14 protein-coding genes are annotated in these 14,020 nt (G+C 66.2%); 13 read left to right on the top strand and 1 reads right to left on the bottom strand.

Going from position 1 to position 14,020, the window contains the following annotated elements:
• Positions 1-102: 102 nt before the first annotated feature.
• The 11 genes from BRADO_RS04775 (at position 103) to BRADO_RS04730 (ending at position 10,354) form a co-directional block, all read left to right on the top strand.
• Positions 103-267 carry a Flp family type IVb pilin gene (locus BRADO_RS04775; RefSeq protein ID WP_008964729.1) on the top strand — a complete coding sequence of 55 codons (165 nt, stop codon included), beginning with the start codon at positions 103-105 and terminating at the stop codon, positions 265-267.
• 82 nt (positions 268-349) lie between these two features.
• Positions 350-484 (top strand): hypothetical protein, encoded by a 135-nt coding sequence (locus BRADO_RS35855; protein WP_256374588.1) that lies wholly within the window; start codon positions 350-352, stop codon positions 482-484.
• A 112-nt stretch (positions 485-596) separates the two neighbouring features.
• Positions 597-1,121: a prepilin peptidase gene (locus tag BRADO_RS04770; RefSeq protein ID WP_011924186.1), complete on the top strand. Its 525-nt coding sequence runs from the start codon at positions 597-599 to the stop codon at positions 1,119-1,121.
• A 126-nt stretch (positions 1,122-1,247) separates the two neighbouring features.
• Complete coding sequence (cpaB, locus tag BRADO_RS04765; RefSeq protein WP_041757310.1) at positions 1,248-2,045, top strand: Flp pilus assembly protein CpaB; 798 nt, start codon at positions 1,248-1,250, stop codon at positions 2,043-2,045.
• A gap of 17 nt (positions 2,046-2,062) precedes the next feature.
• On the top strand, positions 2,063-3,544 hold the full coding sequence (locus BRADO_RS04760) for a type II and III secretion system protein family protein (RefSeq protein WP_041757309.1): 1,482 nt from the start codon (positions 2,063-2,065) through the stop codon (positions 3,542-3,544).
• A 23-nt stretch (positions 3,545-3,567) separates the two neighbouring features.
• On the top strand, positions 3,568-4,308 hold the full coding sequence (locus BRADO_RS04755) for a CpaD family pilus assembly protein (protein ID WP_011924183.1): 741 nt from the start codon (positions 3,568-3,570) through the stop codon (positions 4,306-4,308).
• Positions 4,305-5,573, top strand: coding sequence for an AAA family ATPase (locus BRADO_RS04750; RefSeq protein ID WP_011924182.1), 1,269 nt, complete (start codon positions 4,305-4,307; stop codon positions 5,571-5,573). The genes BRADO_RS04755 and BRADO_RS04750 overlap by 4 nt, the downstream gene beginning before the upstream one ends.
• 21 nt (positions 5,574-5,594) lie before the next feature.
• Complete coding sequence (locus tag BRADO_RS04745; RefSeq protein WP_083794823.1) at positions 5,595-7,058, top strand: CpaF family protein; 1,464 nt, start codon at positions 5,595-5,597, stop codon at positions 7,056-7,058.
• Between the two features lie 11 nt (positions 7,059-7,069).
• On the top strand, positions 7,070-8,044 hold the full coding sequence (locus BRADO_RS04740) for a type II secretion system F family protein (RefSeq protein WP_011924181.1): 975 nt from the start codon (positions 7,070-7,072) through the stop codon (positions 8,042-8,044).
• 11 nt (positions 8,045-8,055) lie between these two features.
• The gene (locus BRADO_RS04735; RefSeq protein ID WP_011924180.1) at positions 8,056-9,030 is read left to right on the top strand and encodes a type II secretion system F family protein; all 975 of its coding nucleotides are present in this window, start codon (positions 8,056-8,058) and stop codon (positions 9,028-9,030) included.
• An 85-nt stretch (positions 9,031-9,115) separates the two neighbouring features.
• Complete coding sequence (locus BRADO_RS04730) at positions 9,116-10,354, top strand: Zn-dependent hydrolase (RefSeq protein WP_041756103.1); 1,239 nt, start codon at positions 9,116-9,118, stop codon at positions 10,352-10,354.
• A 6-nt stretch (positions 10,355-10,360) separates the two neighbouring features.
• Here BRADO_RS04730 and BRADO_RS04725 read toward each other — a convergent pair whose 3' ends face one another.
• The gene (locus BRADO_RS04725) at positions 10,361-11,185 is read right to left on the bottom strand and encodes a tetratricopeptide repeat protein (RefSeq protein ID WP_041756102.1); all 825 of its coding nucleotides are present in this window, start codon (positions 11,183-11,185) and stop codon (positions 10,361-10,363) included.
• Between the two features lie 199 nt (positions 11,186-11,384).
• Between BRADO_RS04725 and BRADO_RS04720 the strand changes: the two genes are divergently transcribed.
• Complete coding sequence (locus BRADO_RS04720; protein ID WP_041756101.1) at positions 11,385-12,767, top strand: M17 family metallopeptidase; 1,383 nt, start codon at positions 11,385-11,387, stop codon at positions 12,765-12,767.
• Positions 12,760-13,605 carry an NlpC/P60 family protein gene (locus BRADO_RS04715; protein WP_011924176.1) on the top strand — a complete coding sequence of 282 codons (846 nt, stop codon included), beginning with the start codon at positions 12,760-12,762 and terminating at the stop codon, positions 13,603-13,605. The genes BRADO_RS04720 and BRADO_RS04715 overlap by 8 nt, the downstream gene beginning before the upstream one ends.
• The last annotated feature ends 415 nt before the right edge of the window (positions 13,606-14,020 follow it).

Genomic DNA, 14,020 nt, shown 5'->3' with positions numbered 1-14,020 from the left:
GCCGAAATTCCTGCCCCCTAGGGTGCCCATATGGTCACGGTGCTGAGAACGCCGCAACGACCAGATTATGTTCGACCAGCCACGTGTACATGGAGTTACCCTATGAAGAATCTGCTTGCTCGCTTCGTGAAGGATGAATCCGGCGCGACCGCCATCGAGTACGGCCTGATCGCCGCCGGCATCTCGCTCGCGATCATCGCGGCCGTCAACGGTCTCGGCTCCAGCCTGAGCTCCAAGTTCGGCTCGATCAACTCGTCGCTGAAGTAAGCGGTCGTCACGACCGAGCAAAAAAGGCCCCGGAACTTCCGGGGCCTTTATTGTTTCAACGTCAGCTCCGCGGTGTTCCGTCATGCGTAACCACCTTGTCTCCGCCGTCTCGGCCCGGCGCCCGCAGCGACAGCTCGATGCAGCATTGCGCCTGGTCTGCGGCGCGCTCGCGCTGTCCATCGTCGCGCTCGCAGCCCGCATCGCCAGCGTCTGGTGAAAGCCGGACCCGATCGGCGAACCCCTTATCTGTTTCCCGATCCTTAAAACTCTTACCATTAGATTTCTGCCCGCCGGTGCATGCAGCGCCGTCTCGATGCCGTTGAGAGCCCATGACCCTCGATCTCGCACGCCTGCTGATCTTTCCGGCCCTGATGGCCTTCGCTGCGGCGAGCGACCTGCTCACGATGACGATTTCAAATCGTGTCTCGCTGGCGCTGGTCGCGGGATTCCTGGTGATGGCACCGCTGAGCGGAATGAGCATGGCGGACATGCTGATGCATTGCGGAGCAGGTGCGAGTCTCCTGGTCATCGCTTTCACGTGCTTCGCATTCGGCTGGATCGGCGGCGGCGATGCCAAGGTGGCGTCGGCCGCCGCGCTTTGGTTCGGCTTCGCCCACCTGATGAACTACCTGCTCTACGCCTCGATCTTCGGCGGCGTGCTCACCCTCGCTCTCATGCAGTTCCGCCAATGGCCGCTGCCGTACGGGTTGGCGGGACAACCCTGGCTGGCGCGCCTTCACGCCAAGGACAGCGGCGTCCCTTATGGCATCGCGCTCGCTCTGGGCGCGTTGATGGTCTATCCGGAGACCGAATGGGTGAAGGCGATCGACGCGGTGCGCCTCGCACTCATCTGACAGCACCGTATCAACGCGGTGTTAGGGTGATTTAGATACGCCTCATTAACCATGCTTTGACGAATAACTGCTCAACTCCCATCACGGCGGCGCAAGCGTCGCGGCGTAATGTGGAAAGTGAAGCGTATGAATACCGCACGCATTGTGGTTCTGACCATCGCTGTAGGCGCTGGCGGCGTGGCCGCATATCTGGCGAGCGGGTCCGACGATCGTCAGGCCCAGGTCGCCGCACCCGCGCCGCAGGTCCCGACCGTCGATGTCCTCGTCGCCAAAGCTGACATCGGTCTCGGCCAGTCGATCAAGCCCGAACTCCTGCAGTGGCAGAGCTGGCCGGCCTCGACCGCGAGCTCGAGCTTCATCCGCCGCAACGAGCGGCCGGAAGGCCAGAACGAGGTGACCGGCACGATTGCCCGGGCGCCCTTCATTGCCGGCGAGCCGATCCGCGAGCAGAAGCTGGTGAAATCCGACGGTTCCGGCTTCATGGCTGCGATCCTGCCGGCCGGCATGCGCGCCGTCTCGACCGAGATCTCGCCGGAGACCGGCGCCGGCGGCTTCATTCTGCCGAACGACCGCGTCGACGTGATCCTGTCCAAGCGCGAGCGCAACCCCGATCAGCCCAACGCCGGCGACGTCGTCAGCTCGGAGATCATCCTCGCCAATATCCGTGTGCTCGCGATCGACCAGGCGCCGAAGGAAAAGGACGGCCAGACCACGGTGGTCGGCAAGACCGTGACGCTGGAGCTCAAGCCTGAGCAGGCCGAGACGCTGGCGCGCGCGCGGCAGACCGGGACGCTGTCGCTGGCGTTGCGCAGCATCGCCGACGTCAACATGGCCGAGCAGCGCTCGGACGATAATCGCAGGCGCGGAGACAGCGTTGCCGTCGTTCGCTTCGGCATTCCCAGCACGATGACGACGCAGAAGTGATCGAGAGGACGACCAAGATGACTTGCAGCGAAAATCAGCGGAAACTGCGGACCCTGATGGTCCGCGCGCTGTCGCTTTCGGCCGCCGCTGCGCTGACACTCAACCCGGCGCTCGCGCCGGTGATCGCCGCGGACTACCGCCCGGCAGCCGCAGCGCCGCCCGCAGCTGACGGTCAGATCAATGCGCGCTTTCTCGCGCTCGGTGTCGGCAAGTCCGTGGTCATAGACCTGCCGCGCGACATCAAGGACGTTCTCGTCGCCGATCCGAAGATCGCCAATGCCGTGGTCCGCTCCTCTCAGCGCGCCTACATCATTGGCGCGGCGGTCGGCCAGACCAACATCGTCTTCTTCGACGCCCAGGGCCAGCAGATCGCCGCCTATGACATCGCGGTCAAGCGCGACCTCAACGGCGCACGCGCCGCGCTGAAGCAGCTCTTGCCGAATGCCGACATCCAGATCGAAGGGCTCGGCGACGGCATCGTGCTGACCGGCTCGGCCTCCAGCCAGATCGAGGCCCAGCAGGCCGGCGAACTCGCCGCACGGCTCGCTGGCGGCGCCGAGAAGGTCGTCAACTCGATCACGGTGCGCGGCCGCGACCAGGTGATGCTGAAGGTGACCGTTGCCGAGGTACAGCGCTCGGTCGTCAAGCAGCTCGGCATCGACCTCTCCGGCCAGCTCAACTACGGCACGGCCGTCGTCAAATTCGCCAACTCCAACCCGTTCACGGCGTATGGCAGCAACCTGGTCTCGAACAATGCCGTCAGCGCCGCGTTCGGATCGACCCCGTCCGTGCAGGCGACGTTGCGCGCCATGGAGAACGCGGGCGTGATCCGTACCTTGGCCGAGCCCAACCTGACCGCGATCTCCGGCGAGTCCGCGACCTTCATCGCCGGCGGCGAGTTTCCGGTTCCTGCCGGCTACTCCTGCGATCCCACGACCCATGTCTGTACCACGCAGATCAGCTTCAAGAAGTTCGGCATCTCGCTGAACTTCACGCCCATCGTCCTCTCCGAGGGCCGCATCTCGATGCGGGTGATGACCGAGGTATCGGAGCTCTCCAACGAGAACTCCATCACGCTGTCGCAGGCGGTGAGCTCGACGACCGTCAACTCGCTGACGGTGCCGTCGATCAAGACCCGCCGGGCGGAGACGACGCTCGAAATTCCCTCGGGCGGCGCCATGGCGATGGCCGGCCTGATCCAGCAGCAGACCAAGCAGGCGATCAGCGGCATGCCCGGCCTGATGCAGCTGCCCGTCCTCGGCGCACTGTTCCGCAGCCGCGACTACGTCAACAATCAGACCGAGCTGATGGTGCTGGTGACGCCGTTCGTGGTTCGCGCCGTCTCGCAGAAGGATCTGTCCCGCCCGGATGACGGCTTCGCGGCAGCTTCGGATCCGCAGGCCGATCTCCTCGGCAGCATCAACCGCATCTATGGCGTGCCTGGCCGGACCGAGCCGGGGCGTAACTATCGCGGCACATACGGCTTCATCACGGACTGAGCAGGGACCAAGGACTTGCACCCATGACCATGACATCCCGCCCCGCTCGACACCGCCGGCTGTATCTTGCGGTCGCTCTCGCCGGAACCGCCGTTCTGCTTGGCGCCTGCAATTTCCGCCGCGATCCTGACATCACGGCCAGCATTCCCGATGACTACCGGCTGCGCCATCCGATTGCCGTCCAGGAAGCGCCCGACTCCCTCGTGGTCTTCGTCGGCCAGGGCCGCGGCGGCCTGACTGCCGAGCAGCGTGCCGAGGTTATGGGGCTGGCACAAAGCTGGATGCGTCAGGGCACCGGCGCGATCGTCGCCGATGTACCAAGCGGCACGCCGAACGCCCGTGCGGCCGCCGATTCGATGCGGGAGATCCAATCTCTGTTCTCCGCCGCGGGCGTTCCGCCGCACGGCGTTACCGTCCGCAACTATCAGCCGAAGGACCCCCGCCAGATGGCCGCGATCCGGCTGAGCTATCCGAAGCTCTCGGCGACAGCGGGTCCCTGCGGCCTTTGGCCGGACGATCTCGGGCCCTCGGTCAAGAACAAGAACTGGTTCGACAACAAGCCTGATTGGAACTTCGGCTGCGCCTATCAGCGCAACATGGCCGCGATGGTCGACAACCCCGCCGATCTCGTGCAGCCGCGCCCCGAAACGCCGTCCTACACGACCCGACGCACCGCGTTATTCGAGAAATACCGCAAGGGAGCGTCAACCGCGATCACGTATCCAGAGGCCGACAAGGCCAAACTCAGCGACACAGGCAAATGATCAGCTACGCCCGACAGACCCCAGAGGAGCAGCCTGACGTCGTGCCGCCGCCGGCCGACGATCATATCGCGCCGGCGCCGCGTGTCTCGGTGCAGGCGTTCTGCGAGACGGTGGAAACCGCCGCCACGGTGCAGGCTGCCGGCGAGGACCGGCGGCTCGGCAAGGCGCATCTGAAGATCCAGATGGGCGGCATGGCGGCTGCCATCGAAGCGTATCGCTCGGCGCCGACGCCGAACGTGATCATTCTGGAGACCGACGCGCGCTCCGATATCCTGGCAGGCCTCGACCACCTCGCGACCGTCTGCGACCCCGGCACGCGGGTGGTCGTGATCGGCCGCGTCAACGACGTCACGCTGTATCGCGAGCTCGTGCGCCGCGGCGTCAGCGACTATGTGCTGTCGCCGGTCACGCCGATCGATGTCGTGCGGTCGATCTGCAACCTGTTCTCCGCGCCGGAGGCCAAGGCTGTCGGGCGCATCATCGCCGTCGTCGGCGCCAAGGGCGGCGTAGGAGCCTCGACGATCGCCCACAACATCGCCTGGGCGATCGCGCGCGATCTCGCGATGGACTCGGTCGTCGCCGATCTCGACCTCGCTTTCGGCACGGCCGGGCTCGACTACAATCAGGATCCGGCGCAAGGGATTGCCGACGCGGTGTTCTCGCCGGATCGCATCGACATCGCCTTCATGGACCGGTTGCTGTCGAAGTGCACCGATCATCTCAGCCTGCTCGCCGCGCCGGCGACGCTGGATCGCGTCTATGATTTCGGCGCCGAGGCGTTCGACGCGGTCTTCGACACGCTGCGGGCCTCGATGCCGTGCATTGTCCTGGACGTTCCGCATCAATGGTCCGGCTGGACCAAACGGGCCCTGATCAGCGCCGACGACATCCTGATCGTCGCGGCGCCGGACCTTGCCTCGCTGCGCAACACCAAGAACATTTACGATCTCCTCAAGGCGGCCCGGCCCAACGACCGCATGCCGCTGTACTGCCTGAACCAGGTCGGCGTTCCCAAGCGCCCGGAGATCAACGCCAGCGAGTTCGCCAAGGCCATCGAAAGCCCGCCGATCGTCACCATTCCGTTCGAGCCGCAGATCTTCGGCGCGGCGGCGAACAATGGTCAGATGATCGCGGAGATGTCGCCCAATCATCGGACGACCGAAATGTTTCTCCAGATCGCGCAGCGGCTCACCGGCCGCAGCGAGACCAAGAAGCCGAAAGGCTCCTTCCTGTCGCCTCTGCTCGACAAGCTGAAGGCGAAGTAAGCCTGCGTGGAGTTCTAAGCCGTGTTTGGTAAGCGTAGCGGAACGGACAGCGATACCAGGACCCTCAGGCCGGCAGCGCCAGCGCCCGAGCTCGCGCCGGCGGCCCCCCGTGCGGCATCTCCGGCCGTGCCGTCGCCTCCATTAGCTCCGACTCGGCAGGCTCCCCCGCCACCTGCCCCCGTGGTGGAAGCCCGGCGCTCGGATAATTACTACCAGGTCAAGGCGACGATCTTCGGCGCGCTGATCGAGGCGATCGACCTCGCGCAGCTCGCCAAGCTCGATGGCGAGTCGGCGCGCGAGGAAATCCGCGACATCGTCAACGAGATCATCGCGATCAAGAACATCGTGATGTCGATCGCCGAGCAGGAGGAGCTGCTCGACGACATCTGCAACGACGTCCTCGGCTACGGCCCGCTCGAACCGCTGCTGTCGCGCGACGACATCGCCGACATCATGGTCAACGGCGCCGGCACGGTCTTCATCGAAGTCAACGGCAAGATCCAGCGCACCGGCATCCGCTTCCGCGACAATCAGCAGCTCCTGAACATCTGCCAGCGCATCGTCAGCCAGGTCGGCCGCCGCGTCGACGAATCCTCGCCGATCTGCGACGCCCGTCTCGCCGACGGCTCCCGCGTCAACGCCATCGTTCCGCCGCTGGCGATCGATGGCCCGGCGCTCACCATTCGTAAGTTCAAGAAGGACAAGCTGACGCTCGATCAGCTGGTCAAATTCGGCGCGATCTCGCCGGAAGGCGCCGAGATCCTGCAGATCATCGGCCGAGTCCGCTGCAACGTGCTGATATCCGGCGGTACCGGCTCCGGCAAGACCACGCTGCTGAACTGCCTGACCAATTACATCGATCATGACGAGCGCGTCATCACCTGCGAGGACGCCGCCGAGCTCCAGCTGCAGCAGCCGCACGTGGTGCGCCTCGAAACCCGGCCGCCGAACATCGAAGGCGAAGGCCAGGTGACGATGCGCGAGCTGGTGAGAAACTGCCTGCGTATGCGTCCCGAACGCATCATCGTCGGCGAGGTCCGCGGCCCGGAGGCGTTCGATCTCCTCCAGGCCATGAACACCGGCCACGACGGCTCGATGGGCACCTTGCACGCCAACAACCCGCGCGAAGCGCTGTCACGCTGCGAATCCATGATCACGATGGGCGGCTTCTCGCTGCCGTCACGCACCATCCGCGAGATGATCTGCGCCTCGATCGACGTCATCGTGCAGGCCGCGCGCCTGCGCGACGGCTCCCGCCGCATCACGCACATCACCGAGGTGATGGGCATGGAAGGCGACACCATCATCACCCAGGACATCTTCCTCTACGACATGATCGGGGAGGATGCGAACGGCAAGATCATCGGCCGCCACCGCTCGACCGGCATCGGCCGCCCGCGGTTCTGGGAGCGCGCCCGCTATTATGGCGAAGAAAAGCGGCTGGCGGCGGCGCTCGATGCGGCCGAAGCCGCGGCCAAGGAATAAGGGAGAGCGCGATGAAGTTTCAGGCTCTCGCCCTCGCGTTCCTCGCCGCGACCGCCATCGGCGGCATCGCCTGGGTCTTCATCTATCCGATGCTGTCCGGCGAGCGGAAGGCCGAGCAGCGGCGCAGCTCCGTCGCCAAGGCCGAGCCGGTGGTCCGTCAGGTCGAACGCAATCAGCGCTCGCGCCGCGAGCAGGTCGAGTCGTCGCTGAAGGATCTCGAAGCCAAGGCCCAGAAGCAGAGCAAGGTCCCGCTGAACATCAGGATCTCGCAGGCCGGCCTGGACTGGACCGTGCAGAAATTCTGGATCATCTCCGGCGTCCTCGGCTTCGTCGTATGCGCGGTCGCGTTTTTCGCGGGCGGCGGCCCGCTCGGCGCGCTCGGCCTCGGCTTCGCGGCGGGTCTTGGTCTGCCGCGGTGGATTCTGGGCTACCTCAAGAAGCGTCGCGAGAAGAAGTTTCTCGCTGCGCTGCCGGACGCGGTCGACGTCATCGTGCGCGGCATCAAGGCCGGCCTGCCGCTGTTCGAATCGATCAAGGTCGTCGCCGCCGACGCACCCGAGCCGCTGCGCAGCGAGTTCCTCGCGATCATCGAGACCCAGGCGATCGGCATGCCGCTCGGCGAGGCTTGCGCCAGGCTCTATGAGCGGATGCCGCTGCCGGAGGCCAACTTTTTCGGCATCGTCATCGCGATCCAGCAGAAGTCCGGCGGCAACCTCTCCGAGGCGCTGGGCAACCTCTCCAAGGTGCTGCGTGATCGCAAGAAGATGGCCGAGAAGATCCAGGCGATGTCGATGGAGGCCAAGGCCTCCGCAGGCATCATCGGATCGCTGCCGCCGATCGTGATGCTGCTGGTCTATCTCAGCACGCCAGACTACATCTCACTGCTCTGGACGCATCCCACGGGCCAGTTGATGCTGGTCGGCTGCGTGGTCTGGATGTCCATGGGCATCCTGGTCATGAAGAAGATGATCAACTTCGATTTCTGAAGGGGTGAACCATGGTCGACTTTCTGGTCACCAAGCTGCACGATCCGCACTTCATGACGATGTTCTTCGCCGCGATCGCGGCGAGCGCCACCGTCTATACGTTGATCATGCCGCTGTTCGCTGGCGAGAACCTTAACAAGCGCATGAAGGCGGTCGCCAGCGAGCGCGAACGCATCAAGCAGCGTGAGCGCGAGCGTCTCAATGCCGGCGAGAAAGTGTCGCTGCGGCAGACTCCGAAGCAGCTGGTGGCCAAGGTGGTGGACGATTTCAACCTCACCAAATGGCTGGCGCAGGAGGCCGCGCGCGACAAGCTGATCATGGCCGGCTACCGCGGCCAGGCGCCCTACATCACCTTCCTGTTCGGTCGCCTGGTCACACCGGTGGTGCTGTTCGCCGGCTCCGTGCTCTATGTCTTCGTGATCGCGCATCTCGAGAAATCGATGCCGGTCAAGATCGGCATCTGCGTCGGCATGGCCTATCTCGGCCTGCAGGCCCCGATGTTGTTCCTCAGCAACGCGATCTCCAAGCGACAATTGTCGATCAGGCGCGCTTTTCCAGACGCGCTCGACCTGCTGCTGATCTGCATCGAATCCGGCATGTCGATCGAGGCCGCCTTCCGCCGCGTCGCGATCGAGATCTCCAGCCAGTCGATCGCGCTGTCGGAGGAGTTCACGCTGACCACGGCGGAGCTGTCCTATCTGCAGGACCGCAAGGTCGCCTACGAAAACCTCGCCCGCCGCACCGGCCTCGAAGGCGTCAAGTCGGTCTGCCTCGCGCTCCAGCAGTCGGAGCGCTACGGCACGCCGCTCGGCCAGTCGCTGCGCGTAATGGCGCAGGAAAATCGCGACATGCGCATGAACGAGGCCGAGAAGAAGGCCGCCGCGCTGCCGCCCAAGCTGACGGTGCCGATGATCCTGTTCTTCCTGCCGGTGCTGTTCGTCGTCATTCTGGGACCGACCGGCATCAAGGTCGCCGCCATGCAGTAGAGGCGGTCCCGTCGGCGAATTTTTCGCTTGCGGCGGCGGCGCTGCCCTGGAAGCTAGGCGGAGCTTGACCAGAGGTCTCCGCCTGATGTCCGACACTCTCCGCCGCGCCGACGGCGCCCGCGTCCTCGCCGATCTGAACGCGCTGCGGGCCTTCGGCACCTACAAGACCGGCGTGCATCGCCCGACATTTTCCGACGCGCATCGCCAATCCTTGCATTGGCTCGCCGCACGCCTGCCCGACGCGCAGCTCACGCCGGAGATCGACGGCATCGGCAATGTGCTGGGCACCAGCGCCAAGCCCGGGCCCAAGCTGCTGGCCGGCTCGCATCTCGAGAGTCAGAACTACGCCGGCTGGCTCGACGGCCCGCTCGGCGTCGTGTACGCGCTCGAAGCCGCCCGCGTGCTCAATGCTGATCCCTCCATCGCGGGCGCCGTCGAGGTGGCGTCCTGGTGCGACGAGGAGGGCCATTTCGGCGCTTTCCTCGGCAGCCGCTCCTACGTCGGTGACGTCAGCGAGGCCGACATCGATGCCGCGCGCGACCGCAGCAGCCCGCGCACGATGCGCGAGGCGCTCGCCGAGATGAGCCTTGCCGGCCGCCCGCGCCTGCATGCCGCGCGCGGCCGGCATATCGGCTATCTGGAAGCCCATATCGAGCAGGGCGACACGCTCGAACAAGGCGCGCTCAAGGTCGGAATCGTCACCTCGATCGTCGGCATCTGGCAATATCGCATTGTCTTCACCGGCGCGCAGAACCATGCCGGCACGACGCGGATGGCGGTGCGCAAGGATGCGGGACTCGCGCTCGCCAAATTCTGCGTCGCGATCGACGCGCATTTCCCGTCCGCCTGCGGCCCGCGCACGGTGTGGACCACCGGTCGCATCACGCTCGATCCGGGCGCGCCGAGCATCATCCCGGGCCAGGCCGAGATGCTGTTCCAGATCCGCGACGACAATCCCGCAGTCATCGATCGCCTCGAAGCGCTGCTGCGCGAGCTGGCCGCGCAGGCCACCGCGGCAGGTCCCTGTCCGGTCGTCGTCGAGCGCATCCGCACTGGCGCGCCGGCGATGATGGACGACCGTTTTCAGGATGCGATCGAGGCCGCGAGCGGCGCGCTTGCCGATGGCAAATCGCTGCGGATGCCGAGCGGCGCAGGCCATGATGCGCAGGTGCTGGCCACGATCATGCCCGCCGCCATGCTGTTCGTGCCGTCGATCGGCGGCATCAGCCATCACTGGACGGAGAATACGTCCGATGCTGATATCGTCACGGGTGCCGACGTGTTCGTCGACACCTGCCGCAGGCTGCTCGCGGGCGCCGCGTAGTTCGCCTCACTCGTCCGGCTGGCTGAGTGCGGCCATCGGCACCGCGCTCCGCGGCTTGCCCTTGCCTTGACCCTGGCCTTGACCCTGCCCCTGCAGCATCTGCTTCAGATAGGCGACGTTGGCGGCGGCTTCATCCGGCGGCAGGTCGGCGCGGGCGATCTGCTCGGCCTCGGCGAAGCGGCCCTGCAGGCCGACCACGAGCGCGAGGTTCTGGCGCACCCGCGCATCCGCCCGCTGCGAGCCGTAGGCCTGGCGGAGGGTTTCCTCGGCCTTCGGCAACTCCCGCGTCAACATGTAGGACAGGCCGAGATTGGACAGCACCGACGGCTCGCCTGGCACGATCTTGAGCGCGCTCTCGTAGTAGCGCCGCGCTTCCTCGTGCCGTGCCATCTGGTCGAGCACCGTGCCCTGCACCGACAGCAGCTTCCAATCGGGGTTGTCGGGCGAGTGGGCGCGCGACAGCACGTCGAAGGCCAGCTTGAAATTTCCGTTATCCGCAAGCGCCCGGCCGTAAGCCGCGAGTACGGTCTTGTTGCCGGGATTGGCGAGCGTCGCCTGCTCCAGCACCGCGACGGCCTGCTCGCGCTGGCCGTTGTTGCGCAGCGCCTGTCCATAGGCGACGGCGGTCGCCGCATCCTTCGGGTTGGCGCGGTAGCGCTCGCCATAGACCTCGGCCGCCCGCTGCGGTGTCGCCGGCGGCGGCGGCTCGGCGCGGCTGCCCAGCGAGCCCGTCACGTCGGACACGGTCTGGCAGCCGCCGAGGCCGGCGGCGATGAGAGCGGCGAGCGCCACGGAGGCGAGGAGCCGGGCGATGGAAGGCTGCTGACGCATGGTCACGGGACTCGGGACGAGACGGGCGGATTGAACGCGCCAGCAATAAACTGTTAACGCTAACAGCCGGTTAATGGCGCAATGCGGGCGCGCTGATCACACCTGCGTCGGCCGAAAGGCGATGCGCCCCGCATGATTGCAGTGGCCGGCAAACTCTGCGAAGTCTGGCTCTCGCGCGCGACTTGAGGAACCATCAGGCATGCCGTCGATTTTTGAGACGTCCCCCGCATCGTCAGCCATTCCGATTGCCTTCGTGACGAAGGCGAGCTGGCCTGGGATCAAGGACGGCCTGTCGACGGAAGCGCGCAACTTCGCCGAGGCGAATGGCTATGCCGCCAAGCCCGGCAGCTGCCTGATCCTGCCCGGCGCCGATGGCCGCATCGCGCAGGTGCTGTTCGGCATCGAGGATCCCGAGGCCAGGCACCGCGACCTGTTCCGGCCCGGCACCTTGCCCGGCCTGCTGCCCGCCGGCACCTACCGCTTCGCCAGCGCGCCGCATGATGCCAGGCTTGCGGCGCTCGCCTTCGCGCTCGGCAGCTACCGCTTCGGCCGCTACCGCAAGGCCGAGACGCCGGACGTCCGCCTCGTGCCGCCCGAGGGCGTCGACGCCGCGGAGCTCGATCGGCTGGCCGAGGCGGCGACTTTGGCGCGCGATCTCGTCAACACGCCGTCCAACGACATGGGCCCGGAGGAGCTCGAGGCGGCTGCGAAGCAGGTCGCCGACCGCTTCGGCGCCCGCTTCACCAGCATCGTCGGCGACGATCTGCTGACGCAGAACTTTCCTTTGATCCACGTCGTTGGCCGCGCCTCGACGCGCGCGCCGCGGCTGATCGAGCTCACATGGGGCAGCGCTGATCATCCCAAGGTGACGCTGGTCGGCAAGGGCGTGTGCTTCGACACCGGCGGGCTCGATCTCAAGCCGTCCAGCAGCATGCTCTTGATGAAAAAGGACATGGGCGGCGCCGCCAACGTGCTGGCGCTGGCCCAGATGGTGATGGACGCGAAGCTGAAGCTACAGCTGCGCGTGCTGATCCCGGCCGTCGAGAATTCAGTGGCCGGCAACGCCTTCCGCCCGATGGACGTGTTTCCCTCGCGCAAGGGCCCCACGGTCGAGATCGGCAACACCGATGCCGAGGGCCGGCTGATCCTCGCCGATGCGCTGGCGCTGGCCGACGAGGACAAGCCGGATCTCCTGATCGACATGGGCACGCTCACCGGCGCTGCGCGCGTCGCGCTCGGTCCCGAGCTGCCGCCGTTCTACACCAACGACGAGACGCTCGCCGCCGATGTCGCGCGTTGCGCGGCATCCGAGAACGACCCGCTGTGGCGGATGCCGTTATGGGCGCCGTATGACAGCTGGCTCGACTCGAAGGTCGCCACGATCAACAACGCGCCGTCGGGCGGCTTCGCCGGCTCGATCACCTGCGCGCTGTTCCTGCAGCGCTTCGTCGAGCCGACGACGCGCTGGCTGCATCTCGACATCTTCGCCTGGACGCCGTCGGCGAAACCCGGCCGCCCCGAAGGCGGCGAGTGCCAGGCGGCACGCGCGCTCTACAAGCTCCTGAGCGAGCGCTATGGCTGATCCACGCCTCACGCCGGCGCGCGGCGACATCGCGGCGAGGTATCTCGAAGGTCAGGTCACCGCCGATCGCTTCGTCGACGGCGAGACGCTGGTCGTGATCGATCCGATCGCGCCGCTGCGTCAGCAGCCGCACTCCGGCGCCGAGCTGGCGACGCAGGCGCTGAAGGGCGAGCGCGTCATGATCTACGACCGCAATGGCGAGGGCTGGGCATGGGGCCAGCTCGCGGCCGACGGCTATGTCGGCTGGCTGCCGGAGGCCGCGCTCGCGCCGCCCGCCGCGGCTCCGACACACCGGATCATCGCGCTGCGCAGCTTCGCCTTCCCCGGACCCTCGATCAAGCTGCCGCCGGCGGAGACGCTGGTGATGGGCTCGACGATCGCAGTCATCCGCGAGGATGCGAGCTTCGTCGTGACCGCTGACGGCCAGTACGTGCCGAAGCCGCACGTCGCGCCGCTCGATGCCGCCGTGCCCGACTTCGTCGCCACAGCCGAGCAATTCATCGGCACGCCCTATCTGTGGGGCGGCAAGAGCAGCCTGGGCATCGACTGCTCGGGCCTGGTGCAGGTGTCGCTGCAGGCCGCCGCCATCGCCTGCCCGCGCGACAGCGACATGCAGCTGGCGGCGCTCGGACGCACGCTTGCTGATCATGAGTCCGCGCAGCTCCGCCGCGGCGACCTGATGTTCTGGAAGGGCCACGTCGCCATCGTCAGGGATGCCGATACGATCGTGCACGCCAACGCGTTCCACATGGCCACGCAGATCGAGCGGATCAGCGAAGCCATCGCGCGGATCAAGGCGAGTGGCAGTGAAATCCTCGACATCAAGCGACTTGGCTGAGTTCGTCGGGTGGGCACGGTGCGCAACAAGCGTGGCCGGCGCAGCCCGTCGAGCGAGCGCCTTTGACCACCCTACTGCTCTATCACGTCAACAAATCCCGAACGTGCAACGAATCGCGCTGCTCGTGACTGCGCCCTCTCCCCTTGCGGGAGAGGGTATGTAGGACAGAGCTGCGAGCTCGGTGCGGTGAGAGGTATGCATCTACGAGTACGGTTCGCGGAGAGATACCCCTCACCCGACCGAACACGCCGCGCTTTCCTACATGCCCTCTCCCGCAAGGGGGAGAGGGCACAGTCACGACCAACGTGCTGATGACGCCATTGGGACAGCGTTCGCTGACGATCGACGTAGCCACCGGGACGTATGGCATTCCGATTCACATCTCAAACAGCAGGGCGAGCGTTCGTAGTCTCGC

The sequence above is a fragment of the Bradyrhizobium sp. ORS 278 genome, assembly GCF_000026145.1.
Classification (GTDB): Bacteria; Pseudomonadota; Alphaproteobacteria; order Rhizobiales; family Xanthobacteraceae; genus Bradyrhizobium.
Note: the sequence above shows the minus strand (reverse complement) of the source record. Positions and strands in the feature narration are given on the sequence as shown.

Coding starts and splice junctions, on each gene's coding strand:
- BRADO_RS04775 (WP_008964729.1), top strand. CDS start 103: ATGAAGAATCTGCTTGCTCGCTTCGTGAAGGATGAATCCGGCGCGACC.
- BRADO_RS35855 (WP_256374588.1), top strand. CDS start 350: ATGCGTAACCACCTTGTCTCCGCCGTCTCGGCCCGGCGCCCGCAGCGA.
- BRADO_RS04770 (WP_011924186.1), top strand. CDS start 597: ATGACCCTCGATCTCGCACGCCTGCTGATCTTTCCGGCCCTGATGGCC.
- cpaB (WP_041757310.1), top strand. CDS start 1,248: ATGAATACCGCACGCATTGTGGTTCTGACCATCGCTGTAGGCGCTGGC.
- BRADO_RS04760 (WP_041757309.1), top strand. CDS start 2,063: ATGACTTGCAGCGAAAATCAGCGGAAACTGCGGACCCTGATGGTCCGC.
- BRADO_RS04755 (WP_011924183.1), top strand. CDS start 3,568: ATGACCATGACATCCCGCCCCGCTCGACACCGCCGGCTGTATCTTGCG.
- BRADO_RS04750 (WP_011924182.1), top strand. CDS start 4,305: ATGATCAGCTACGCCCGACAGACCCCAGAGGAGCAGCCTGACGTCGTG.
- BRADO_RS04740 (WP_011924181.1), top strand. CDS start 7,070: ATGAAGTTTCAGGCTCTCGCCCTCGCGTTCCTCGCCGCGACCGCCATC.
- BRADO_RS04735 (WP_011924180.1), top strand. CDS start 8,056: ATGGTCGACTTTCTGGTCACCAAGCTGCACGATCCGCACTTCATGACG.
- BRADO_RS04730 (WP_041756103.1), top strand. CDS start 9,116: ATGTCCGACACTCTCCGCCGCGCCGACGGCGCCCGCGTCCTCGCCGAT.
- BRADO_RS04725 (WP_041756102.1), bottom strand. CDS start 11,185: ATGCGTCAGCAGCCTTCCATCGCCCGGCTCCTCGCCTCCGTGGCGCTC.
- BRADO_RS04720 (WP_041756101.1), top strand. CDS start 11,385: ATGCCGTCGATTTTTGAGACGTCCCCCGCATCGTCAGCCATTCCGATT.
- BRADO_RS04715 (WP_011924176.1), top strand. CDS start 12,760: ATGGCTGATCCACGCCTCACGCCGGCGCGCGGCGACATCGCGGCGAGG.